Consider the following 22,628-nt stretch of genomic DNA (forward strand, 5'->3'; position numbering starts at 1 on the left):
CCTTCCAGGACATGAGGCGCATCAACGCCACGGACTTCACGGTGGCCATCACCGGCGGAACCGGGGCCTACGAGGGCGCCCGCGGGCAGGCCGAGGTGCACGTGACGAAGCCGGGGACGTTCAGCGTCACCGTGGAGCTCGTTTCCTGATCGTCCAGTGGAACGGCCCGCCGACTGGGGCCGTCGGAGCGCCTCGACCGGATCTTCCTGCCGGCGGGGCGCTTCGGCGTCCTCCGGCTTGCCTGCCCCAGTGCCTCAGCGGGCCTGGGCGGCCGCCACCTGTTCCGCCTCGGCCAGGATGAGGTCGGGCTCCAGGACGTACTGGTCCCAGTGGGCGGCCCGGAGCCGCTCGATCGCCTCGTCCAGCGCCTCCTGGCCTCCCACCGTGTCCGCCCCGGGCCACGGCCTGGCCAACTTCGAGGTGACGGGCCGATCGACCGAGGAGAGCTGGATCGGAACGGACGGGTCGGGACGGACCGTCACGACCGACACCGAGATGACCTTCCCCTCCCCCGAAGACCGGGCCGCGTGGGTGGCCGCCGGATCGCCCGACCTCGTCGGCATGACCGGGGCACGGGATGGCGACACCACGGAGCCGCCGGGCGGGCTGTATGTCCTCGACCTCTCCGGGCTCCCCACCGACCCCGACAGCCTGAAGGCGGTCCTCGAGGAGCGGAAGATCGTGGGAGGACCGGGTGGCGACTGGGAGACCTTCGCCATCATCGGGGAGATGCTCCAGGAGACCTACGCCCCCCCCGCCCTCAGGGCCGCCCTGTACGACGTGGCGGCGAACCTCCCCGGCGTGGTGTACGTCGGCAGGGTGACGGATGCGGCAGGGCGTCCGGGGCTGGGCGTCGCGTACACGCACGGCGGGATCCGGGACGAGCTGATCTTCGATCCGAACACGGCCCAGCTCCTCGCGACGAACAGCTGGCTGGTGGATCCGGACGCCGTCGGGATCGATGTCGCGGGCGAGGCTCCCGGCACGGCGGTGGCTTACGCCGGGAGGCCGGGGCTCGTGGACTCAGCGGTCTATCTGGCCTCAGGAGTGGTGAACTCGACCCAGGAGAGGCCCTGACGGGAGATGTCACAGGGGCACTGGCTCGGAATCCACGAAAGGCGGTTCAGGCCTCTTTGGGCCGTGCGGGGAGAGCAGCAGCACCTCGTCGGGAGAGGGGAGCGCCGGGCTCGCGGGCGAGGCCTCGCGTCGGCGGAGACCGGGAAACCTCGCCGTGCTTTGATGCTCCCGTGGAGACCGTCGGCTACACCATCCTGTACGTGAAGGATCTCGCCGCCTCGATCGCGTTCTACCGGGATGTGATCGGGTTGACGTTCAAGTTCCAGGACTCCGGCTATGCCGAGTTCGCCACCGGAGGCACCAAGTTCGGGCTGTACGAGCGCTCGCGGCTGCCCGGCCTGATCGGGCGCCAGGCGACCGAGGGAGGGCCGGCCGGCGAGGTCCTGTTCCTGGTCGAGGGGGTGGACGCCGAGGCCGAGAGGCTCCGCCGCGCGGGCGTCGAGATCCTGTCCGGGCCCGTCGACCGACGATGGGGGCACCGGACCCTCCATGTCCTCGACCCCAACGGGTTCGTCGTCGAGCTGGCCCAGGAGATCCCGCGCGTGCGGCCTCGAGGGGGCTGACGTGGCCGACCCGCATCCCGACCGGGTCTCCGCGATCCTCTTCTACCACGAGGCCACCGAGCACTCCCCCGAGAGCGTCCGGCGGCGCTTGCACCGACTCGACTGGGACAACAAGCCGCACCCCTTCAAGGTGTACGCCGACCTGGAGCGGGTTCCCCTCCCCGACGAGGTCCCCTCCCTCGGGGTCCCGGCGCTCCGGGCGATCGGCGTCGCCACCGTCCAAGACCCGGCGCCGGGGCCGGACCTCGACTCCCTCGCCCGGCTCCTCCTGTGCGGGGCGGGCGTGCACCACACCGTGGCCTTTCCCGACGGGGAGGTCATCCACTTCCGCAACTACGCGTCGGCCGGGGCCCTGTACCCGGTCGAGGTCTACGTGGCCTGCGTCGACCTCCCGGGCCTCCCGGCGGGCGTGTACCACTTCGACCCGGCGGGTCGGGCCCTCACCCGCCTCCGGGGCGGCGACCACCGGGCCCACCTCCTCCGGGCGGCCGCTTCCGAGCCCGCCGTGGCCCGGGCCCCCGTCGTGCTCACCCTCACCGGCATCCCCTGGCGGACCGCGTGGAAGTACACCGAGCGGGGGTACCGGCACCTCTACTGGGACGCCGGCATGATCCTGGCGAACGTCCTGGCCCTGGCCGCCTCCGCCCGGCTCCCGGCCCGGGTCGTGCTGGGGTTCGCCGACGCCGAGGTCACCGCGCTGCTCGGCCTCGAAGACCCTCGCGAGTTCCCGCTCTGCCTCGTCCCGGTGGGACTCGGCGCGCCCGAGGGTCCTTCGGCCGGCGCCCCACCGGAGCAGGTCTCGTTCGAGGTCGCGCCCCTGTCCGGGACCGAGCACGTCCATCAGGGGATCCTCGAGGCGAACGATGCCGGCCGCCTCGACACCGGGGACGAGGCCCGTCGGTGGCGAGAGGGGTTCCCCGCCGGGCCGACCGAGCCGGCCACGGGGCCCGGGGGTCTCCCGCCGGCCAATGCGCCGACCGATTCGCTCGAGGAGGTCATCCGGCGGCGCGGGTCCGCCCGGGTGTTCGGCCAGGGGTCGATCCCCGCCGAGACCCTCTCCACGATCCTCGAGCGCGCCACGACGGGGATCGCCTTCGATTACGCCCCCCTCGGCGCCCACCTCATCGAGCCCTACCTGATCGCCAACGCCGTGGAGGGCCTCGAGCCCGGTGCCTACGTGTTCCGGGACGGCGAACTCCAGCTCCTGAAGCCCGGGAACTTCCGCCGGGAGGCCGGCTTCCTCTGCCTCGGGCAGGAACTCGGGGCCCGGGCCGCGGCCACCCACTTTCTCATGGCCGACCTCCCGCGCGCCTTCGGGGCCCTCGGCGCCCGCGGCTACCGGGCGGCGCAGCTCGAGGCCGGCATCGTCGCGGGGAGGATCTACCTCGGTTCATACGCGTACCGCTTCGGCGCCACCGGCCTCACCTTCTATGACGACGAGGTGACCCGGTTCCTCTCGCCCGACGCTGGGGGCAAGAGCTGCATGCTGGTGGTCGCCGTGGGCGACAGTCCCCGCCTCCGCCGGGCCTGACCCACGTCCGGAGTGGCGTTCGCCTCTTTGGTATCGCGTCCTCACATCCTGCAACCCAACCGCGGGCCGCCGCGAGGATGTTCAAAGCGGCTGGCTCCGAAGTGGGCAGATCAGCCAATGGGGGCGATGACCGAAACTGGATCGGTCCCTCTTGCGAGAATGCTGTGACAACAGTGGAGGGACGATGGAGATGGGGATCGAGCCGGGGGGCCTGCTGGGGCTGGCCGAGGAGATGGCCGGCCGCGCCCGAGAGGAAGACGCTGGCCACGCGGCCCTGGCGGTCCTCGCCGCTGGTGGCGCCCGTACGATTCGGCGGGCCGGGGGGGCTGGTGGTCATGAACCTCGACGGGAGCGACCCCGTCACCCTGGTGCAGGACGGGGTTCTGGGCATCTCATGGCAGCCCCTCGCAGTCACTGGGAGTCCCACGGAGTAGTGGCCCTCTTCCGCCGCAGTCTGCTCCTGGGAGTCGTGCTCATCGTGATCGGGATCTTCTTGGGCGGCCTCAACGTCCTCTGATCAGGCCGCGTGATCGGAGGCGACCCGCTACCCCTCCCGCCTCGGTTTTGCCCGAGATCGTCCGGTGGGGCTCGGAGATCGCCAGGTGGACCCGGGCTGAAGCCCTCCAGCCCTCGCGCTTCGAAGGAGGCTCGACGGTGGCCCCTTGTCCATGGCCCATTGCTCCCTGCCTGCAACGAGGAGCGCCTTCGAACACGCTCCCGGCTGCGCCCAGGCCGTCTCCCAAGCCCTCGCGAACGCCTCCACAGTCTTGATGGCGGCCTGCGGGTCACTTCGACGCTAGGACGTCGACCGGCTGGATGTCCGGCGGGCGCACGAAGAGCTCGGACGCCCTCGCCATGAGGGCCTCGGCGACTTTGCCCGAGAGGTGGGCCTGCCGGCCGGCGTCCTCCTCGAACGTGTCGAAGATGCCGAACTCCGAGGGGCCGATGCGGATGGCGTACCACGTGACCGTGCCCGGCTCCTCCTGCACCAGGGGCAACGCACCCTCGAGGAACGCCGCGATCTCGTCTTCCTTGCCCGGCTTCGCTTCCATGCGGGCCAGAATGCCCACCTTCACCATGTGTCCCTCCTTCAGATGGCACCGGCCACCGCTCGCTCCTGGTTCCGTCGCGATTATCGCTGCACCCAAGGAGAAGCGGCAATCCGAGAAGATGAAGAGGGCGGCATCGGGCAAGTAGGGGGATCGACTTCGGTCACCCGGGGCCCCGGCGCCGCCGCCTTGACCCCAGTCCCGAGCACGGCGGACGATGGAGCCGAATGAGTGACTTGGCCATGCTTCGGTGCGTTCCGTGCAAGGGTGGAACGCCGCCCCTCCGAGGACATGAGCTCGACGACCTGTTGGCCCGACTGGGCAACGACTGGCGTGTGGTGGAAGAGCACCACCTCGAGAAGGAGTTCCGCTTCAAGAACTTCCGCGAGGCGCTCGACTTCACCAATCGGGTTGGGGACCTCGCTGAGGAGCAAAGCCACCACCCCGACATCTATCTGGCCTGGGGGAGGGTCCGGCTGACCGTCTGGACTCACAAGATCGATGGCCTGACCGAGAGCGACTTCGTCTTCGCCGCCAAGTCCGATCGGGTGCTCTGAGCAGGCCGAGACGGGCTGACCGGTCGGCTCAGCGGTCCCGAGTCGGCTTCGCTTTTCGTTGACCCGACCGCCGGCGTCTTCCGGCAGGCGTGGCTTCCGCCGCGGTGATGAGGTCGGAGTCGAGGTCCACCGACACGTGCACTCTGTAGCCGGCGTAGCGATCCTGCCTGGATCGGTGGCCGTGGCGGCCTCGGGATCGACCACCGAGATGATCCGCTCGGAGGCCACGCCCGGCGGATCGAGAGCCTCGGTTCGCCCTCCCCGTCCTGCTCAACCTTCAGGTCCTGGCCGCCGCGAAGGGAACGGGGAACGCGCAGGTAGTTCCTTTGGAGCCGGAGGTCGGACTCGAACCGACGACCTGCGGTTTACGAAACCGCTGCTCTGCCGACTGAGCTACTCCGGACTCCGGAGTTGGCCAATCAGGGGCACGGACCAGACCTGCGACGCTCGTGGAGGGCCTGGCCCGTGCTGCCTACCGGGAACGGGCCGGCTGTGACCTCCTCGAAGGGCTCAGTGTGCCTCGGGAACGCGGGTGAGGTCGACCAGGGCGCCCGACTCGACGCGGGCGATCCACGTGCCGCCCAGGGTGACCGAGGTCTCGCCCGCGCTCGCGAGTAACCCCTCGGCGTCGACGCCCGCAACCGCGGCCGCCTCGGTGCAGGAGCCGTCGGTGCCGACGTCGGCGCACAGCCGCGACCCCTCGCCCGCGACCATGAGCAGGACGGCCTTCACTGCGACCCATCCGTCGGGCGCCGCCGCCACGACGCTCGCCGGTGAGTCCGCGACCTGAGATGGGAGCTTCGGGAGGACCATCTCCGCGGTGGTCTCGCAGAACGAGCCCTGGGGGGTCACGCCGTGGTCGTCGCCCCGAGGCTGGGTCGGGATCGGCTCGCCAACCCGGACCCGCCGTGGGTCGCCGGGGATCGGTGTGCTCTCGTAGGTGATGAGCCCCGTCGGCGCCGGGCCGAGGAGGTAGTCCCCCAGCTCGTTCCACTTCGAGCCGTGGAAGGGATCGTCGAACGTGCGGCTGGATGGACACCACCCGACCAGCTTGCGGATCCCGAAGGGGACGTGGGTCGAGACGGCGTCGACGACGCCGATCGCCCCGTCCTCGCGGTGAACGACGAAGACCGGGTGGCCGTCCGAGAGGAGCTCGGGCGCCGTCTGGCCGACCGGCGGCACGTCGAGGACGGGGGAGCCCGATGCCGGCCCGGCGCGGTTCCGCCCCGGCCCGAAGGCCCAGACCAGCAGGACCGCGGTGGCGGCGAACGCGCCGAGCGCGACGGCTGCGGTAAGCGCGCGCGAGCGGGCCGGCGCGGGCGCCGCCCGGCGCTCTCCGGCGACCACTCTGTCCCAGATCGCCTCGGGCATCTCCGGGGCGTGCCGGAGCTTCGAGAGCTCGCGCTGCCAGCGCTCGGGCATGTCAATCAACCTCCTGGGATCCCAACAACTCGCGGAGGCGCTTCCGCCCGCGGTGCAGGTGGACCCGCACGGTCGCTGCGGAGATTCCGAGCAGCCGCCCCACCTCGGCCGCGGGGAACCCCTCCTCGTCGTGCAGGATCACGGCCGCTCGCTGCTTGAACGGCAGCGCGTCGAGGGCGCCGAGCAGGTCGAGCAGGTCGGGCGGCTCGGGTGCCGCCACGTCGGGCGCGAACACCACCAGTGGAACCTTCACACATCACGAGCCATCACATCGGTGCCCCCGGCAGGAATCGAACCTGCGACACACGGTTTAGGAAACCGTTGCGGTATCGATTCGGGCCACACGCTGCGGCTTTGATCCCCGAGAACGCGGTCGCCATCACCGTGTGCCTCGACTCCGGGGTCGTGGCGTCGCCGTCGCGCCACCACCTGAGGCAAGTGTTCACCGACGGGCAGGAGCCTACCCTACGTGCTCGCGGAACCAGGTGACCGTGCGCTTCACGGCCTCCGGATGCGGTGTGGGCTGGAACGGTCCGAAGGATCGCTTGAACTTGGAGGCATCTAACACGAAGGGCGCGGTCCACTGATACATGAGTTCGCCGAGCTCGCGAATCATCGGCACGAACACACCCCCAAGGCGCGCCATCCCGGGGGAAAGGCGGGCGACCTTGGGGGAAGAGCCGACCTCTGCGAACACGAGCTCGAGGAACTGCCGGCCGGTGATGGGGTCGGCGGTGGGGAGGTGCCACACCTGCCCGTCGGCCTCCGGGCGCTCGCCCAGGATCACCAACGCACGCGCCATGTCCTCGAGGTAGCTCATCGAGCGCGGGACGTCGAGGGACCCGAGCCACAGCGCCCTCTTGCCCTTCAGCGCGGCGCCGAACAGACGCTCGCCGAGCACGCTGTTCGAGCCGTTCGGGCCATAGTAGTCGGAGGACCGCCCGATGGCCACGCGCAGCGTCCCGGCACGGTGCGCCGCAAGCAGCTCCTCGGCCATGCGCGCCCGGAGCGGCCCCTTCTTCCCCGTGACCGTCAGGGGGGAGTCCTCCGTGAGCGGCTCGGTCGACGGCGCGTACATGTAGAGGTTGTCGGCGACGACCAGCTTCGCGCCGGCGGCGGTCGCGCCCTTGGCCACGGAGCTGTTCATCGCGGGGAACTCCTGAACCCACCTCGTGTAGGCGGGCTGCGCGGCGTGGTACACGACCCCGGCGCCCTCGCAGGCCCGCCGGGCCTGCTCCGGGTCCATGATGTCGGCCGCGACCTCCTCGACGCCGGCCGGGAGGCCAGCGCGCCCCCTGCGGCTCACGGCTCGGACCCGGTGACCGCGGTCGGCGAGCTCCCGGACGATCGCGCTCCCGGTCCCACCGCTCGCCCCCAGCACCACGTGGAGGTCGTTCTCGGTTCCCATTGGGTCTCCCCCTCGGGCTGACCGGATGGCGACCCACCATACGTCGCGGGGCTCACGAAGGCGCGGGCACTTGTCGGAGCAGACCCCGAGCCTCAGCGCGCGAAGAAGGGCACACCGAGCCGCTGTCGACGCCGGGTGAAGACTGAGCCTTTCCGGCCGGTGCGGAGGTCCCGCACGTGCACTCCTGGGGATAGGTGTGGCTAGCGGCCCGAGACCACCGTCAGTTGGACGAGGGTGCTCGTTGGGTCCTCTGAGTTCGGTGCGCTCCACACCAAGACCTCGCCGACCGCCGTCGGAACGCCGGTCAGGAACCAATTCGGACCCACGCTGATTGTGGACGCGGTCCACGACGGTGAGGACGCGGGGGCGGACCACTGCTTGAGGAGCGTCGAGGAATTGCCACTCTGGGCGATGTCCGACCACAATGTGACCAGTCCGTCGGAGGTCCCGTGCATGACCAGGTGGTTATTCCACGGCCGGCTGGCGTCCAGTGTCTGTTTCAACCAGGTGGTGCCCGACCAGTACATCACCACGACCGTGCCCAAGCCGATGTCTGCATCCGGCTGGTAGGCCACCCAGGGAGTGCCGGGGTAGGAGCCGGTCACCGTGATCGCCTTGAACAGACCAACGTCCAAGCTCTGGGAGACGAGCTCGTACGATGGATCGTTGTACTGGATCGTCTTCTTGCCGGGACCGCCCCCGATCGGCGACCACGTGGCCCCGCCGTCCAGGCTGCGGGCTACGTAGAGGCCACGATTGCAGAAGCCCGCGGGGTCCCCGCACGTGTTCGATAGGTTCTTCTCCGACCAACCCCACGCCAGGTAGAGGGGCGCCGGGGCCTCGGGGTGCGAAGGGTCGGGCGGCCCCAACCCGATCCGACCGATCACGAATACGTTGCAGGTCTTAGCGGATTGCCACGTGCACACGGGCTGCTTCCCACCCTTGACCAGGACCCGGTACGTCCCCAGGAAGGACCCAGGCGACGCCGCGGTGCCGGGCGCAAATCGAAAGTAGACAAGAGACCCGGCCCCGCTCGAGTTGTCACCCTGCTGCCCGATCAGGTGGGTGACGCCCACATTGTCGGTGACTGCTTCGAGATCGTAGGCGGCTCCCGGCACGGTGAGCCGCTGCTCGGCACCCCATGAGTCGATGGATCCGGGCGCTGTGGCCGCGCGAAAGTAGGGACCCGTGCGGTTGCCGGTCTTCGCCGCCGTGCCCCCTCCGTACATCGCGTAGATACGGCCGGCCGAGTCTGCGAACAGCGTGGGGACGTCGTGCCTGTTCGGGTTCGTCCCGGTGGAGTCGGTGCACCCGCAGTCGAGCACTGCCGCGGACACCTGGACCACGCTGCCGAGCGACGCGCCGGAGGCGGGGTCCCACGCCCGGGCCTCCACCGCCGCGTGGTTGGTGTTCCAAGCGACATACCCGACCCCGTTCGAGACGGCAGCCACCGAGTCGTGGTACCAGACCGGATGTGTAGGGTGGCCGTCCGCCGCCGCGGTTGCAATCACCGGAGCCGAGAGGATCCCGCCTCGCGCCGGCTTCGCCGCTGCCACAGGTTCGCCCGCCAGCAGCACTGCTCCCATTGCAGCAGCCGCCAGAGCACGGATAACGGTGGTTCGACCCCCCCGGTCCCGGTGACGGGCCCCCGGTGCGCTGGACCGAAAGGGACTCGGCCGGTCGATTCGAGAAAGCCCCCCATCTAGGGCCGGCCGCGGAGAAGCTCGGCGCCGTTCCCTTCGCGTCGAATTGCCTCTCATGTCCCCAACTTCGGCCAAATGAGATGCCGGCTTGACCCGAACAGGGACCAGCCAGAGGGAGGAGACCAAGGAACCATTATTTGGGACCCTAGTCACCCGTCCGAGGGCGCTGACCTGCTCGCGTGGACGATCGCGGAGCACTCGAGCCGCCCAGTCGTGTGGTCGTCCGAAGCACGGGCTCCAGGGCAAGGGCCAACGCTCGCAACCTGAATCGGTACAGGGTTTGGGCTCCGGGTCGCCGAGAGTCCGGGAGTTGTCACCAAAACCGGGCCAAGGAGTTCGTTGGAAAGGCTTATGTCTACCGGTGCTTCCAGCCGATACATCCCCATGCAGCTTGGCCCCCCGACCGCCGACCGTGGGACCGGAGGGGGGATGCCGCCGACCAATGAGGAGGGGTGTGGAGTGCACCGGTTCGGTCGCCAGCGCAGGTCGATGACCGTGGCGATCATCGGTTCCGGCGTGGTCGGGACCGCCACCGGCTTCGGCCTGCAGGGCGTCGGCCACCGGGTGATCTTCTGCGACCTCGACCCCGAGCGCCTCATGATGCTGCGTTCCCGGGGCTTCATGGCCATGGAATGCGGCGAGCTGCCGCTCGAGGAGCCAAACGTCGACGCGTACCTGCTCTCCGTGCCCTCCCCCACCGTGGACGGCCGCGTCGACCTCACCCACGTCCGTGAGGCGGCCGCCGCGGTGGGATGCGCGCTGAGCCAGCATGAGGGCCACCCCGTCGTGGTGGTCCGGAGCACCGTCCCGCCTGGGACCACCGAAGACGTAGTCATCCCGGTACTGGAGCGCCGGTCCGGACGAACCGCTGGGCGGGACTTCGGGGTGTGCATGAACCCCGAGTTCCTTCGGGCCCGGTCGGCGGAGACGGACTTCCGGCGACCCCGCGTCATCGTGATCGGCTCAATCGACGCCCGGTCGGAGGACGCACTCCGCCGCGTGTACGCGCCGTGGACCGACGTCCCCGTGGTGGCCACGGACCTCCGCACCGCGGAGGCCACCAAGTACATGGCCAACCTGTTCAATGCCGCCAAGATCAGCTTCTTCAACGAGATGGCGGAGATCCTCACCACGCTGGGGGCCGACCCCACCGCGGCAGCGGGCGCCGTGGCGCTCGGAGCCGAGGGGATGTGGAACCCAGCGTACGGGACCCGAAGCGGCGCTCCCTACGGCGGGGCGTGCCTTCCGAAAGACATGCTCGGTTTCCTCGGCCTGCTCGAGGAGCGGGGGCTGTCCGAGTTGGCCCCAATCCTGCTCGCGGTGAACGAGACGAATGACCGCGTGGCCGCCGCCACGTCCCTCGAGGAAATTGACTCACCACAGGACCCTCGCCGCCTGGCGGTGCCCGCGATGGAGCTCACTCGCTGACCTCTACCGGCCACGCAGCCGCCAGTCCCATGCTCCCGCTCCCCCCCGGCAGGCGGTGGGCTCGCCGCCTGGCGCCGGTGGCGTTCCTCGCGGCGCTCGGGGTGGCCGTGGCGCTGACCCTCCATGACCGGTCGGGGCCACAGCACGCCGACGCGGCGAGGGCGAGCCGACCGGCGGCGCCCGCCCCCTCCTCGAACCCGACGGGGCCGCGCTTCTCCCATACCTATCCCCCTGACCCGGTCGTCCCCGAACGGGGGAAAGCGCTGGGCCCGGACCCCGTCCCGCCGCCCCGGGCCACCATTTCCTCGGGGACGTCGGTGGCGTCGTTCGCGGCGCTGTCCGCGGCCCTGGCGAAGGGCACATTGGTGCGGATCGGGCCGCACCGGTGGCGGCTCACGGGCCCGGCGGGAATAGTCGACGGCGCTTCGCTCCGCGTGGCCGGGCCGGCCACGCTGCAGCTCGCCCGGGGTGCCTTCTTGGTGGCCCGTCACCGGGGCCTGGTGGTGCTGCGGGATGTCCGGGTAATTGGCGTCGGCAACCACGGACGTCCCCTCCCCACGGCTTCGGGTGGGCGGGGGTTCCTCGCGGCAACCGTGGGCGGCAGGATGCGGCTGATCCACGACCAGATCGTCGACCTCGGCTACCTGGGGAACCTTACCTACGGCATCTCGTTCCGCCGTTCGGGGCCCGGTTCTGGCATCTTCGGATCGACTGTCGTCGGGAACTACTTCGGCGTGTACATGAGCGCCTCGCGAGGCGTGCGGGTCGTGGACTCAAGGTTCGCGCACAGCGTGGTCTACGGGATCGATCCCCACTCGTCCGCCAGCCACCTGGTGATCCGCGGCAACGCGGTGCTCGACAGCGGGGTGCACGGGATCATCCTGGCTCAGGGCGTGCATGACAGCGTGGTCGAGGACAACGTGGTTCGTGGGGCGAGGTTGCACGGGATCGTCGTGTACGACCACTCAAACGGCAACGTGCTGAAGGGGAACCGGGTCTCCGGTACCTTCGACGGCATCGTGCTCCAGGATTCCTCGGGGACCCGCCTCACGCGCAACGTGGTGGAGGGAGCCAAGCGGTTCGCCCTCCGCCTGACCGGGGTGACCCGTGCCACCATGGCGTGGGGCAACTCCCTGTCGGGTGCGTTGGTCGGGTTGTTCGTGTACGCGGGCCCGACCGGAAGCCTGTTCGTCGGCAACCGCATCCTTGGCAATGTCGAGAACGTCCGGATCCGGGTGGATGCACCGGGCAACGTCGTTCGCCCGGTCCCCGCGCGCAGCGAGCGGCGGTCATCGTGATCGCTTCGGCCGTCCCTGGGTGGCTTCCGCTGTCGGCCCTTGGAGGGTTGGTGTGGGTGGCGTGGATCCTCCGGCAGGTCCTCGGTTCGAGGTATCGGCCTGCGCCCACGGGCCACGTGGAGAGCACCTCGCTGGTGGTGCCGGTCTATCGCGAGGACCCCGACATCCTTTTCAGGTGCCTTTCCAGTTGGCAGGCCAACCACCCGGGGGAGATCCTGCTCGTCGTCGACCACACCGAGCGTGACTTGCTGCCCCGCGCGGAGGAGTGGGCGAGGCGGGACCCCCGGATCCAGGTGCTGGTCGTGGTGCCGCCGGGCAAGCGGCACGCCCTGTGCGTCGGGGTGCGGGAGGCTCGGTTTGACATCGTGGTCCTGACCGACTCCGACACGATGTGGGAGGAGGGATTCCTGGCCAGGGTGGTGGCGGGGTTCGGAGACCCGGCCGTGGGCGGGGTGGGGTGCCGGCAGAACGTGTACCAGGCAGGGACCTCGCTGTGGCGCCGGTTGGCGGACTGGATGCTCGACGTCCGATTCCTACATTACCTTCCGGCCATGGCCCGCGTTGGCGCCGTCCCGTGCATCTCCGGGCGCACCGCGGCGTACCGGCGAAGCGTGATCCTGCCGATGCTCGAAGATCTCGAGTTCGAGACCTTTCTCGGCAAGCGGTGCCTGAGCGGGGACGACGGCCGCCTGACCTGGCTGGTTCTGCGAGCCGGTTGGAAGACGGCTTACCAGGGGAACGCCCGGGCGTGGACGGTCTTCCCCAACACTTTCCGTGGTTTCGTGAAGCAGCGGATCCGGTGGAGCCGCAACTCCTACCGCTGCTACTTCCGGGCGGTGCTCCGAGGGTGGCTGTGGCGCCAGCCGGCCATCACGTCGGTCAGCGTGCTGCAGAACCTCATCGGGCCGTTCACCCTGGCCCTGGCCACCTACTTCCTGATCGCCTCGCTCCTGGCCCACGAATGGGGGCTGGCGCTGCTGGCCTGGTCGTGGCTCCTGCTGGGGCGGGCCATCAAGGGCGTCGGCCATCTGGTTTCGGAGCCCTCCACGCTGTGGTACCTCCCCTTGATCACCGTGATCTTCATCCTGGTGATGATCCCGGTGAAGCTCTACGCCTTGGTCACTATGAACGTGCAAGGGTGGATCACGCGTCGGGCGGACACCGAGGTCGCGGAGGGACAGTCGAGCCGGACGCTGGAGCCACTCACCGAGGTTTCCTGATGGCGCAGGTGGCGCGCACCGCGCTCCTGCCATCGGCGTTTCAACCGGCGTTGACAATCACCGGTGGCCCCGTCCGAGGCCATGCTCCTCATGCAGGCTCTCCGGGTGCTCCAGGGGCAACCGAGCGAGGAGGCGGGAGTCCAGCCGGTTGGTCTTGGTGCTTGCTGTAGTAGGAGCGGAGGCGTGGTGCAGGAGGCGATCGAGCATCGACACGGCCATGGTGTGCTCGGGCAGGAACCGTCCCCACTCCTCGAACGGCCAGTGGCTTCCCACGCCCAGGCTCCGGCGCTCGTAGGCGGAGGCCACGAACCGGAACAGCAGCTGGGTCCCCACGGCGTCAAGCGGTCACGCGTCACGCGGAACCAAACAGAAGAGGTGGAGCCGGAGGTCGGACTCGAACCGACGACCTGCGGTTTACGAAACCGCTGCTGAGACCGCCGATCGGGAGCACCATACTGACATTGCCAGGAGCCGTGACTTGCCGAACAGTCCACCGATCCGTTCCCAGATCGGCGCAATCCGTTCCGGACACGGGTTCGAGCAGGCCGCTGACCTGCGTCAACGGGATTGTCTGCCAGCCCCACTCCAGCGACTCCAGCTCCAGTGGGGCTAGCGGACTTTCCGGCGGACATCGCCGAAACGGCCATCAGCCGCCGTCCGAGGAGTCTAGCGGACCGCCAGACGCCCGGTTCCGCCGCGGCGACGGCATCGGAGCATGCTTCGCCCACGGTTCCTCCAGGGCACATTCGTCCAGACACAATGGGTTGAGCCTTGCGAACTCTTCCGAACGATCGGGGATCGCCCGGAGGATCTCCGTGGGGTTCATGCCGCGACGGTCGTCCTCCTCGTTCTGGAACAGCCGGATCGAGATTCCCTCCCCCCGTACTCCTCAGGGGAGCCTGAAGAAGGCGTAGAAACCTCCAAGGAACCCGGGGCGACTCATGAGGCCTGGCGGGGTCGTCAAGCGAGTGCCGCCTCCAGAAGGCGTCCGGCGAGCCGGCGCCAGGACCACTCATGATGCGCGAACCGGCTCAACTCCTGGCGGATCTCTTCGCGCTCCTCCGCTGGGAGCGCGAGGAGACGGTCGATGCCCACGGCGATTCTGCGTGCGGCACCGGCGCCCGGCTGGAAGGACAACAGGCCCGGACGTCCGACCGCCTCCTCGAGAACGGCCGCCGTCTCGGCGAGACCGGAATGCCGCGCCACGAGAGGCAGGGCGCCCGCAGCTGCACCCTCAGCGGCCACCATGCCGAAGGCTTCCCACAGGATCGAGGGAACGACGAGCACGTCCATGGCGGCCACCGCGCCCGGGGCGAAGCGGTGGTCGAGCCGGCCGGTGAACGTCACCGGAGGGGCGCTTGCCCGGGCCTCGAGGTCGGTCTCGAAGAGCTCGGCGGCCATCCCACCCACTTCCCGGAGCCACTCCAGAGCCTCCGTGTCTGCGCAAGCCACGGCCATGGCAAGCGCGGCCAGCCACTCCCGGTACAGGCCGAAGCCCACGATGAGCACGGCCGGATGGTGCGTCGATAGACCGGCCGCCGAGATCACCAACCCCACACCCTTCTGTGGGATGAGCTTCCCGAAGTAGCCGACGAGAGGCTCACTGCGCCCGGCGAGTTCGCGGAGCCGGCCGGCAGCGGCGGGATCCGGAGCCCCCTGGTCGTACCCGCGAGCCAGTTCGTGCAGCGTCGAGGCGTCTCGGCGAGCCAGAGCCCGCGCGACCTCGCCGTCCAGGGCCGTGGGCCGGCCGCGGTCGGTGATCGCTTCGGCCTCGAGACGAGCCGCGGCCCGGAGCAGCGCCCTCCTCCGAGGCATCGGGTGGAACCGGGTGGCATCGACCCCGGGGGGGACGACGCTCACCAGGTGCCCGATGCCCGGAACGAGCTCCACGCACCTGCTCAGGACGTCCGAGCTGGGTCCGATCACGGCCCGAGCAGCCTGGAGTCCCTCTCGGGCGAGCTCCACATACCGCTGCTGAGGTCGGACGGCGTACTCGAGGTCGCTGCCATGGATCTTCGCCACGTATCGGCCGGGGCCCAGTGCTCGCTTCGCCACGGCAGCCCCCGGAATGGCATGCCCCGCGACCACGACGTCGCTCCGGTGCCAGGCCGCGGCGGCCCGGAGTGCTTCCACGTTCAGCCGGAGGTAGAGATCGAGTTCCGCCGTCGTCAGGTCGAGGAACCGCTTGACCTCGAACCCCTCGTACTCATCGATCACGAAGACGGGGAGGAGGCTGCCGATGTCCGGCCTGAGGAGCACGCACCGGCCCGAGGCCGACGACGCGACGTTCGGGTTGAGGGCAGACGGCCCATCGGGACCGACCGTGCCCCACGCCTCGATCCACCCGTAGCGCTCGGGGTGGGATTCCTGGCAGAGGAGCAGGACGTCGTGCCCGGCGGATGCGAGTACCTCGGCCACCCTCGCCGTGTAGACATTCGACCCTGAGCCTTCGAGCAGCCACCCGTGCCACAGCAGCACCCGCATCGGTCCCCCCCATGAGCCCGCCCAGCTTGGATACGCGGTCCGGTCCATGGTGCCAGGTGTCAACGTCCCACCGCCCGTGCCAAGCTCCTGGGCAGGCATTCTCCAGGGCTTGGATCACGATTATCCGGGCGATCAGATCGCTCTGGACAAGGCCTCCATGGCGGACTCCAAGGTCCTCGACGATCGGCAACTTCGCATTCGCCCACACCACGAAGAGCGTCCGAAGACCCGTCTCCTCGAAGTTCTCGGTGGTCTTCGCCCGGAAGTGCGGGCGCTATTTCCGCGGGGATCGCGACAGATCCGTTTCTGCCTGCGCATACTCGATGTACAGGACGCGAACCCGTCAGTGGGGGGAGAAGAGATTTCACGGGTTGCCTCCGCCGAGCCCGTCGTTTCCCAGATGGAGGAAGGTGGTCCCATGACAGTCGAGGGTATCGACGTTCGTCAGCTGGAAGCATTTAACAAGGAGTACGAGCGGTCGCCGGAGGGCTTCACGCTCGGCATCGAGGCGAAGACGATCTGGGAGGGCCGGGGCCTCGGCAACCTGGGCAGGATCGGGCGGTGGAGCCTGGGCGGCCAGACCATGGAGAAGCCCACCAGGGACTTCTCGGTCCAGCTCGGTTCCTGGCGTGAGGTGGGCGACGCCATCGGCGTCCAGATGGCCGATGATCGCGTCGAGCCCGTCGAGGCTGCCCTCCTCGGCCTTGCCTCCTGTGTGAGCGAAGCGATCACGTTGAACTCCGCAGCCGCCGGGGTGAACCTGGAGGGCCTCGAAGTCAAGGCCCACGTCGACGTGGATCCGGGCCCCATCACCGGAGCCAAGGACCCGTCCACGTGGAAGGAGTCGCTCCAGAAGGTCCAGGTCGACGTCACCGCGCGCGGAGAGTTCTCCGACCGGGACCGTCAGGCGATCGAGGAGGGTGCCAACCGGTCGCCCGTACACCACATCTTCAGCAGGACCGGGATGCTCCAGACGAACTTCCACTACGAGCAGTAATCGTCCGGAAGCGCTCAGGGGCGGAAGGGATCGGGCCGCTCGCGGCGAGGCGACCCTGCCCTTCCGCGCCCCCTGTTCCCGGGCGGCCCACCGGCCGCTCCCCCTCACCGGGCCGGCGCGGACGAACCCTCGGCGTCCCTCATCGGGCGTGCGCACGGCGGCACCGGCTGCACAGGCCCAATTCGTCTTCCGGGTCAACCGGTCCCGTCAGGCACCGCCAGCACCTCTCGAGTGGGTGCGACTGCCAGTACAGTTGGTTGATCACCCCCATCGAGTTGTCCGCGGGGGGTGGGTCGAAGAGGTCGCTGCGACAGGGCGAGCAGAGCACTCGATCGCCGGCCCGGGATTCGACTTCCTCGGAGCCGCACGACCAGCAGTGGTCGTCCAGCCAATCGGGCGCTGCCTTGCCCGCAACACTCACCGTATGGGCCTTCCGCACGCGTGTGGTCCCTTCATGGGTGATGGATCGGGCTCCGGGCTTGGGAGGTCGATACACCCCTCGAAGCGATGGCCGAGGGCGCCTGCAGGTTCATGGCCCCGTGGGGGGCCGGCCCATCCCTGCCCAGCAAATGCCATTGATGTAATTCTAAGGCCGCTCGGAGCTGTCGCCGAGCGAACTGCGCTGGGACCCGGCCAGCAAGAACCTTTCGCCTCGGAGATGGGAGATCTGAGGCACGGGCGAGAACGGGATCATGCGGGGGGGCCTTCCGTCCCCCAGGAATCAGTCCATGGCACCATTTGAGGGACTCCTCGGGTTTGTGTGGGTGGTCGGAGAACCAGATACCGCTCTTGACCTGGGCAAACAGGTTCCGGAGGACGTCACGTCACATGCACACGAAGGCGGGTGGGCCAAGGAGGAGGCGGTCGCACTCTTCCCGCCTCCCCTCCTTGGCTGCCGGATCGGGAAGCCGCTGCGGCGCGGTCAAGCTCGCAGCCCCGTAGGGGGCCCGAAGGCACTGGTCAGGGCCGTAGGGCGGCTTGACGGCGCCATGCGGCGACCGATGCTGGCCAGCCTGGAGGGGAGGCGTTTCCCCTGGTCAGCTGGCCTCTGCGGTTACCGCAACTCCCAGAAGCACCCACAGAAAGGTGAGGAGAACCCCATTTGAGCGGGACCTGGGATGCTTTCAACACACGTGGTCGAGTCGCTGCACTGCCCGGGGAGGGACCGAGCGCAACGCTCGCGGCCGTCCGGGCATGAGACCAGGAGGTGGGCGTGGTAGAGGCTTGGGTCCTCATCCAGGCGGAGGTGGGCAGGGCCGCCGGCGTGGGCGGGGAAGTGGCGGGCGTGAAGGGGGTGAGATCGGCCGACGTTGTCATGGGTCCCTACGACGTGATCGTGCGAGTGGAAGCCCACTCGATTGACGAGCTCGGCAGGATCGTGGTCGTGAGGATCCAGGCAGTGGAGGGGGTCGCCCGCACCCTCACCTGTCCAGTAGTCCACCTTTGAGGAGTAGCGCTGCGCCGACCTACGATCCTGGCAGGAGGAGAAATGGTCCAGAAGATCTGGGGTCTATCGAAGAAGGCGGCAAACTATCGGGACGCTGCGAAGCCCGAGGTCGCCTGCTCCGCCTGCAAGTTCATGTTCCCGCCATTCGGGCTGGGAGGATGCCGGCTGGTGCGAGGCGTGATCCGCGCCTCGGCCACCTGTGACGAGTTCGTTGCCAGGCGTCCGACTGCCTGACCGAGCACCCTCGGGTCGGCGCAGTGGACGCCGATGGGCTCCTCGGGGATCTCTGGCCACGGGCGGCCGGGGCGGCCCGCAGCTGTCCAAGATCCGTTCCCAGGTCGGAGGATTCCGTTCCCACGTCCACCTGGACGATCCGCCTGACCTGCGAGGATGGGATTGTCTGCCAGCCCCACTCCAGCACTCCAGCGGACTGGCAAACAATGCGGCAGACAATCCTTCCGGGACCCTGGCAGCCGCCTGCGCAGTGTAGCGAACGGGTGCAGAGGATGGCCGGTGAGTCACGGTCCCGTGACCGCTCGCCTATGTAGCGTTTGACGAGAACGTTCAGAATGTTCTAAATATACGGAAGATGGACCAGCGATCCGTGGACCAGGCCCGGGCGGTCTTCACCGAGGGAATGGGCGCTGCCTCGGCCACCTCCGGCGTGCTATCGCAACTGCAGGGACGCATCTTCGGCGTTTTGTTCCTCGAGGATCACCCCCTCTCCCTCGACGACATCGCCGAGGCCCTTCAGCTCTCGAAGAGCAACATCTCCATCAACATCCGGAATTTGGTCGAGTGGCATCTCGTGCGCCGCGTTTCGATACCGAACTCTCGCAGGGATCACTACGAGGCCGCGTCCGACTTCTGGCGCGTCATGCAGGAGATCATGGAGCGGCGGTTCCGCTGGAACATCCGCCAGGTGATCGCGGCGTGCGACGAGACCTCGCGAACGGCCCGGGCGGGCCGGACAGGCTCGCGCGCAGCTGAGCGGGAGCGCGGGTTCATCGAGGGCCGGCTCGAGGCCCTGCGATCGTTCGCCGCCGCCGTGGACGCCGGCATCGAGGCATTTGGGCGAGGCGAGCCGATCACGCCGCAAGCGATGCAGGTGATCCACGTCGTTCCCGGACGGAAACGATGAAGACGACGACGACCTTCCTCGACGAGGTCCTCCCCGAGTTCGACTTCAGGAGTCGTCACGGACGACGTGTCGCCGCAACGCCGGAGCGGGTGGCGGAGGCAGTCAACGACGTTCGGCTGGGCGGCACAGCCTCGCTCCTCATGAGGATCCGAGGGCTGCACATCCCGTCGGGCTCGATCCGGGACGCGCTCACGGGGTCGGGCTTCACCGTGCTCGCCGAGCGGCCGGGGTCGAGATGGTGGCCGGCACGACCGGACAGTTCTGGGCGCTCCGCGAACAGGCGCACATGGAGGCTCCGCTCGATCTCCAGGCCTTCCGGGCCTTCGATCGCCCGGGGTGGGCACAGGGCGCGGTATCACTTCGCATCGAACGCCTCGAGGATGGTTCGACCGACGTGATGACCGAGACTCGCGTGCGATGCGTCGACGACAGAGCGCGCCACCGCTTCGCCATCTACTGGTTGCTCATCAAGGTCTTCAGCGGATGGCTGCGTCGAGACTTCCTCCGAAGGGTCGCCCGGATCGCGGAGGGCGCCGAGTGAACGTGCCGCTGCTCGTGGCCGGATCCCTCGCACTCCTCGGTGCCGCTGTCCACGGAGTGGCAGGGGAGGCCCTCGTGGTACGAAGGCTGTCGCCGAGCGTGCTGCCATCCAGCCGCTTCGGCGGTCCAGGCATGACCAAGGCGATGATCCGCGCCACCTGGCACATGACGACGATCGCCTTTGTCACCATCGGATCCGCGCTCGTCCTGTCAGGCTCGGTCCTCCACGGCGATACGGCCCGGGGAATCGGCCTGGTCGCCGCCGGCGCGTCCACGGGCTTCGCCGCACTCGCGGTGGGGGGTGCCTTCACCCAAGCCCCTCGAGCCCTGCTCCGCCACCCCGGTCCCGCCCTGCTCACCGCCGTCGCGGTGCTGGCGTGGTCGGGAATCGCATGACGCGACCTGATCGCTTGTCGCCACCCGGGTCGTTGGCCCACCCAGACCGGCCTGCATCGCTGCCGGGACTGGCAGGCGTCTTTCCTTCCCGGCTACTTCATCCGAAGCCCGCCGGCCAAGCCTCCGGCGCTTCCGGGGGGCCACAGGATGATGAAGGCCCGGCCCACGATGTGGTCGATCGGGATCTGGCCCAGACCGAACCGCGAGTCCATGGAATGCAGCCGGTTGTCCCCCATCACGAACACGTGACCGGGGAGCACGTGCCAGGGAGGCAGCGTGCGCGGGTCGCGTTGCTCGTCCAGATAGGGCTCGATCAGGCGATGCCCGTTGACGTAGATCACCCCATCGCGCTGCTCCACCACGTCCCCGGGGAGCCCGATCACCCGCTTGATGAAGTCCTCGCACGGCGGTGAGGACACGCCCAGGCCCTCCGTGATCCAGTGGAGAAACGCCGCCACGGGGTTTCGGTGGGACTCGGGACACGTCCCGGAGAACACGACGACGTCCCCGTAGGACGGCCCGTGGAGCCGGTACGCCAGCTTGTTCACCAGCACCCGATCCCCCACCTCGAGTGTCGGCTCCATGGAGATCGAGGGGATGTAGAAGGCCTGGACCAGAAAGGACTTGATGAGCAGGGCCAGGACGAGCGCGATGACGACGAGCGCGGGCGCTCCCCCCAGGAAGCCGAACCGCCCCTTCTTCTTGCGGGGCTTCCCGCTGCCCTCGTCGCCAGTTGGGGCCATCCCGACAGCGTTCGGATTCGATCTGGCGTCATCCATGCTCGACCCTCGGCTCGTGACAGTACCCGGGAACGCCTCCGATCCCCCGGGCACACGACCACCTCGAGTAAGGCGCGGGAACGAGGCGAAGTCTTTACACGAGCCCGTGGGGTGGGTCGTCCCTGGTTTGAATGACGGCCAGTGGGCGGCCCACGGCCACCCAGGTCAGCCGGGCCTAGGAATCGGGAGCCTCGGACCCTACACTCGGGCCGATGGGAGCTTGCCCGAGATGCGGAGAAGGGAACCCTGACCAGGCACGGTTCTGCCTGGCCTGCGGCCAACCGATCGGCCCACAGCTGGCCCCGGCAGAGGAACGCAAGACCGTCTCGATCCTGTTCGTGGACCTCGCGGGGTTCACCTCACGGTCCGACGAGGCCGACCCCGAGGAGGTCCGGGATACCCTCCGCCCCTACCACGCCCTGCTGAAGCGGGAGGTTGGAGCAGTGGGTTCGTGAGCGGTGACGCAGCCATGGCGGAGGCCGTGACGACCTCCCCGCAGCCGTCGACCTCCATGCAGAGGCCGCTACCTGGTGGATGGCGTTCGGAAACGTCGTGGAGGGAGCGCAGGCCCTCCTTGGCCTGGGCCGGTGTCTCACATGTCTCGGGCGCGCCGACGAGGCCGATGTCGCCTTCCGGAGGGCTCGGGCCATCCTCTCCGGAATGGGCGCGACGGCGTTGATCGCGCAGTCGATGCCGCGGAGCGGAGCTAGAAGCTCTGCGATGTAGGGGGAAACGCCAGGTCTCCACCCCTGGGTCGTCGCATGGCATCCTGGTCGCCCTCGCCGCGACGGCGCTGTGGCTCGGTGCATGCACGCCGGCGCACTGCCCCTCCCTCCCGCCACCCACCGTCCGCTTCACCGGGGCCGCCGCCCCGGCGACCCTCCAGGTGGACGTGGCCCGCACCCCGGCCTCCAGGGCCCTCGGCCTGATGCGTCGCGGATCCCTCCCCCAGAACCGAGGGATGCTGTTCCAGTTCCCCGGCTCGGTGGACACGCCGTTCTGGATGAAAGACACGCTCATCCCCCTCTCGGTCGCCTTCTACGGCCCCGACGGCCGGATCGTCGACATCCAGGACATGGAACCGTGCCCGAAGGACTCCTGTCCGCTGTACCGATCATCGCAGCCGTTCGTGGGAGCGATCGAGGCGAACCAGGGATACTTCCTCCTTCATGGAATCAGCGTCGGAGATGGGGTCCGGGTTCGAATCCCCACCTGCTCCTGATCCCGAGTGCCCGCTGTGCCAGGCGGAGCGTCTGACCGCCTGGCTCTTCGAGGACGAGGACTGCTGGGTGGCGGACTGCTTGATCTGCTCCACGCCCATGATCGTGTGGCGCCGCCACGGGCTCCCCGGCCAGGACCTGGAGGAGCAGCTGCTGGGGCGCCTGGCCGATGCCGCCCGGGCCCGGTACCCGGACGGGTTCTGGATCGATCCCCTGCGGCGGCGCATCCCCGACCACTGGCACGCGCACGCCCGCCCCGCCGGAGGCTTCTTCGATCCGAGCGCCGAACGAAGGTGGTGATCCGCGGGCGTCGGGCCTGCGAATGAGCCGCAGAGCAGCGGCGGGCGGTGCTTCGGAGGGAGAGGCAC

General features: G+C 69.1%; 23 protein-coding genes, 1 tRNA gene and 1 pseudogene. 16 read left to right on the plus strand and 9 right to left on the minus strand.

The annotated features are described in order from the left end of the window. The first annotated feature begins 297 nt into the window (after positions 1–297). From M3Q23_15335 to M3Q23_15350, 4 genes are all read left to right on the plus strand, one after another. On the plus strand, positions 298–1,077 hold the full coding sequence (locus M3Q23_15335) for a CU044_5270 family protein (protein MDP9343432.1): 780 nt from the start codon (positions 298–300) through the stop codon (positions 1,075–1,077). 170 nt (positions 1,078–1,247) lie between these two features. Beyond that, positions 1,248–1,640 carry a VOC family protein gene (locus tag M3Q23_15340; protein ID MDP9343433.1) on the plus strand — a complete coding sequence of 131 codons (393 nt, stop codon included), beginning with the start codon at positions 1,248–1,250 and terminating at the stop codon, positions 1,638–1,640. 1 nt (position 1,641) lies between these two features. Continuing rightward, a complete protein-coding gene (locus M3Q23_15345) occupies positions 1,642–3,171 on the plus strand; it encodes a SagB/ThcOx family dehydrogenase (protein ID MDP9343434.1) in 1,530 nt (509 codons plus the stop codon). A gap of 293 nt (positions 3,172–3,464) precedes the next feature. After that, complete coding sequence (locus M3Q23_15350) at positions 3,465–3,605, plus strand: hypothetical protein (GenBank protein ID MDP9343435.1); 141 nt, start codon at positions 3,465–3,467, stop codon at positions 3,603–3,605. A gap of 351 nt (positions 3,606–3,956) precedes the next feature. Here M3Q23_15350 and M3Q23_15355 read toward each other — a convergent pair whose 3' ends face one another. After that, positions 3,957–4,250 (minus strand): antibiotic biosynthesis monooxygenase, encoded by a 294-nt coding sequence (locus M3Q23_15355; protein MDP9343436.1) that lies wholly within the window; start codon positions 4,248–4,250, stop codon positions 3,957–3,959. A gap of 197 nt (positions 4,251–4,447) precedes the next feature. On the opposite strand from M3Q23_15355, the gene M3Q23_15360 reads away from it, so the two are divergent. Beyond that, a complete protein-coding gene (locus tag M3Q23_15360) occupies positions 4,448–4,777 on the plus strand; it encodes a 4a-hydroxytetrahydrobiopterin dehydratase (protein ID MDP9343437.1) in 330 nt (109 codons plus the stop codon). 510 nt (positions 4,778–5,287) lie between these two features. Here the strand turns inward: M3Q23_15360 and M3Q23_15365 are convergent. From M3Q23_15365 to M3Q23_15385, 5 genes are all read right to left on the minus strand, one after another. Continuing rightward, entirely contained in the window at positions 5,288–6,199 is a 912-nt protein-coding gene (locus tag M3Q23_15365; protein ID MDP9343438.1) for a hypothetical protein, read from the minus strand. 1 nt (position 6,200) lies between these two features. After that, positions 6,201–6,452, minus strand: a complete 252-nt coding sequence (locus M3Q23_15370) for a hypothetical protein (GenBank protein ID MDP9343439.1) — start codon at positions 6,450–6,452, stop codon at positions 6,201–6,203. 22 nt (positions 6,453–6,474) lie between these two features. Further along, positions 6,475–6,552, minus strand: a tRNA-Arg gene (locus M3Q23_15375). A gap of 107 nt (positions 6,553–6,659) precedes the next feature. Further along, positions 6,660–7,607: an NAD-dependent epimerase/dehydratase family protein gene (locus tag M3Q23_15380; GenBank protein ID MDP9343440.1), complete on the minus strand. Its 948-nt coding sequence runs from the start codon at positions 7,605–7,607 to the stop codon at positions 6,660–6,662. A gap of 200 nt (positions 7,608–7,807) precedes the next feature. Further along, positions 7,808–9,193 (minus strand): hypothetical protein, encoded by a 1,386-nt coding sequence (locus M3Q23_15385; GenBank protein ID MDP9343441.1) that lies wholly within the window; start codon positions 9,191–9,193, stop codon positions 7,808–7,810. A 576-nt stretch (positions 9,194–9,769) separates the two neighbouring features. Here M3Q23_15385 and M3Q23_15390 point away from each other — a divergent pair. From M3Q23_15390 to M3Q23_15400, 3 genes are read left to right on the plus strand one after another with little or no spacing between them, the layout of a single operon-like run. After that, positions 9,770–10,738, plus strand: a complete 969-nt coding sequence (locus M3Q23_15390; GenBank protein ID MDP9343442.1) for a UDP-glucose/GDP-mannose dehydrogenase family protein — start codon at positions 9,770–9,772, stop codon at positions 10,736–10,738. Positions 10,739–10,767: 29 nt separating this feature from the next. Next, complete coding sequence (locus M3Q23_15395) at positions 10,768–12,036, plus strand: right-handed parallel beta-helix repeat-containing protein (protein ID MDP9343443.1); 1,269 nt, start codon at positions 10,768–10,770, stop codon at positions 12,034–12,036. After that, positions 12,033–13,256: a glycosyltransferase gene (locus tag M3Q23_15400; protein ID MDP9343444.1), complete on the plus strand. Its 1,224-nt coding sequence runs from the start codon at positions 12,033–12,035 to the stop codon at positions 13,254–13,256. The genes M3Q23_15395 and M3Q23_15400 overlap by 4 nt, the downstream gene beginning before the upstream one ends. A gap of 57 nt (positions 13,257–13,313) precedes the next feature. On the opposite strand, the pseudogene M3Q23_15405 reads toward M3Q23_15400, so the two are convergent. Then, positions 13,314–13,601 (minus strand): annotated as a pseudogene (locus M3Q23_15405) (ATP-binding protein). A 615-nt stretch (positions 13,602–14,216) separates the two neighbouring features. Beyond that, positions 14,217–15,740, minus strand: a complete 1,524-nt coding sequence (locus tag M3Q23_15410) for a glycosyltransferase (GenBank protein MDP9343445.1) — start codon at positions 15,738–15,740, stop codon at positions 14,217–14,219. A gap of 418 nt (positions 15,741–16,158) precedes the next feature. On the opposite strand from M3Q23_15410, the gene M3Q23_15415 reads away from it, so the two are divergent. The 5 genes from M3Q23_15415 (at position 16,159) to M3Q23_15435 (ending at position 20,261) form a co-directional block, all read left to right on the plus strand. Beyond that, a complete protein-coding gene (locus tag M3Q23_15415) occupies positions 16,159–16,737 on the plus strand; it encodes an OsmC family protein (GenBank protein ID MDP9343446.1) in 579 nt (192 codons plus the stop codon). 1,213 nt (positions 16,738–17,950) lie between these two features. Continuing rightward, complete coding sequence (locus M3Q23_15420; GenBank protein MDP9343447.1) at positions 17,951–18,184, plus strand: Lrp/AsnC ligand binding domain-containing protein; 234 nt, start codon at positions 17,951–17,953, stop codon at positions 18,182–18,184. 604 nt (positions 18,185–18,788) lie between these two features. Beyond that, positions 18,789–19,325: a MarR family transcriptional regulator gene (locus M3Q23_15425; GenBank protein MDP9343448.1), complete on the plus strand. Its 537-nt coding sequence runs from the start codon at positions 18,789–18,791 to the stop codon at positions 19,323–19,325. Between the two features lie 235 nt (positions 19,326–19,560). Then, positions 19,561–19,866, plus strand: a complete 306-nt coding sequence (locus M3Q23_15430; GenBank protein ID MDP9343449.1) for a hypothetical protein — start codon at positions 19,561–19,563, stop codon at positions 19,864–19,866. 131 nt (positions 19,867–19,997) lie between these two features. Then, positions 19,998–20,261 carry a hypothetical protein gene (locus M3Q23_15435; GenBank protein MDP9343450.1) on the plus strand — a complete coding sequence of 88 codons (264 nt, stop codon included), beginning with the start codon at positions 19,998–20,000 and terminating at the stop codon, positions 20,259–20,261. 92 nt (positions 20,262–20,353) lie between these two features. On the opposite strand, the gene lepB is transcribed toward M3Q23_15435, so the two are convergent. Next, positions 20,354–21,004: a signal peptidase I gene (lepB, locus tag M3Q23_15440; GenBank protein MDP9343451.1), complete on the minus strand. Its 651-nt coding sequence runs from the start codon at positions 21,002–21,004 to the stop codon at positions 20,354–20,356. 248 nt (positions 21,005–21,252) lie between these two features. On the opposite strand from lepB, the gene M3Q23_15445 reads away from it, so the two are divergent. The 3 genes from M3Q23_15445 (at position 21,253) to M3Q23_15455 (ending at position 22,560) form a co-directional block, all read left to right on the plus strand. After that, positions 21,253–21,495 carry a zinc ribbon domain-containing protein gene (locus M3Q23_15445; protein MDP9343452.1) on the plus strand — a complete coding sequence of 81 codons (243 nt, stop codon included), beginning with the start codon at positions 21,253–21,255 and terminating at the stop codon, positions 21,493–21,495. 473 nt (positions 21,496–21,968) lie between these two features. Further along, positions 21,969–22,262, plus strand: a complete 294-nt coding sequence (locus tag M3Q23_15450) for a DUF192 domain-containing protein (protein ID MDP9343453.1) — start codon at positions 21,969–21,971, stop codon at positions 22,260–22,262. Between the two features lie 67 nt (positions 22,263–22,329). Continuing rightward, positions 22,330–22,560: a hypothetical protein gene (locus M3Q23_15455; GenBank protein ID MDP9343454.1), complete on the plus strand. Its 231-nt coding sequence runs from the start codon at positions 22,330–22,332 to the stop codon at positions 22,558–22,560. The last annotated feature ends 68 nt before the right edge of the window (positions 22,561–22,628 follow it).

The sequence above is a fragment of the Actinomycetota bacterium genome (genome assembly GCA_030774015.1).
Lineage (GTDB): Bacteria > Actinomycetota > UBA4738 > UBA4738 > JACQTL01 > JALYLZ01.

Excerpts from the sequence above, each read along its gene's own strand:
- M3Q23_15335 (MDP9343432.1), top strand. The coding sequence starts at position 298 with ATGAGGTCGGGCTCCAGGACGTACTGGTCCCAGTGGGCGGCCCGGAGC.
- M3Q23_15355 (MDP9343436.1), bottom strand. The coding sequence starts at position 4,250 with ATGGTGAAGGTGGGCATTCTGGCCCGCATGGAAGCGAAGCCGGGCAAG.
- M3Q23_15360 (MDP9343437.1), top strand. The coding sequence starts at position 4,448 with ATGAGTGACTTGGCCATGCTTCGGTGCGTTCCGTGCAAGGGTGGAACG.
- M3Q23_15365 (MDP9343438.1), bottom strand. The coding sequence starts at position 6,199 with ATGCCCGAGCGCTGGCAGCGCGAGCTCTCGAAGCTCCGGCACGCCCCG.
- M3Q23_15380 (MDP9343440.1), bottom strand. The coding sequence starts at position 7,607 with ATGGGAACCGAGAACGACCTCCACGTGGTGCTGGGGGCGAGCGGTGGG.
- M3Q23_15385 (MDP9343441.1), bottom strand. The coding sequence starts at position 9,193 with ATGGGAGCAGTGCTGCTGGCGGGCGAACCTGTGGCAGCGGCGAAGCCG.
- M3Q23_15395 (MDP9343443.1), top strand. The coding sequence starts at position 10,768 with ATGCTCCCGCTCCCCCCCGGCAGGCGGTGGGCTCGCCGCCTGGCGCCG.
- M3Q23_15410 (MDP9343445.1), bottom strand. The coding sequence starts at position 15,740 with ATGCGGGTGCTGCTGTGGCACGGGTGGCTGCTCGAAGGCTCAGGGTCG.
- M3Q23_15415 (MDP9343446.1), top strand. The coding sequence starts at position 16,159 with ATGACAGTCGAGGGTATCGACGTTCGTCAGCTGGAAGCATTTAACAAG.
- M3Q23_15430 (MDP9343449.1), top strand. The coding sequence starts at position 19,561 with ATGGTGGCCGGCACGACCGGACAGTTCTGGGCGCTCCGCGAACAGGCG.
- M3Q23_15435 (MDP9343450.1), top strand. The coding sequence starts at position 19,998 with ATGACCAAGGCGATGATCCGCGCCACCTGGCACATGACGACGATCGCC.
- lepB (MDP9343451.1), bottom strand. The coding sequence starts at position 21,004 with ATGGCCCCAACTGGCGACGAGGGCAGCGGGAAGCCCCGCAAGAAGAAG.
- M3Q23_15445 (MDP9343452.1), top strand. The coding sequence starts at position 21,253 with ATGGGAGCTTGCCCGAGATGCGGAGAAGGGAACCCTGACCAGGCACGG.
- M3Q23_15450 (MDP9343453.1), top strand. The coding sequence starts at position 21,969 with ATGCGTCGCGGATCCCTCCCCCAGAACCGAGGGATGCTGTTCCAGTTC.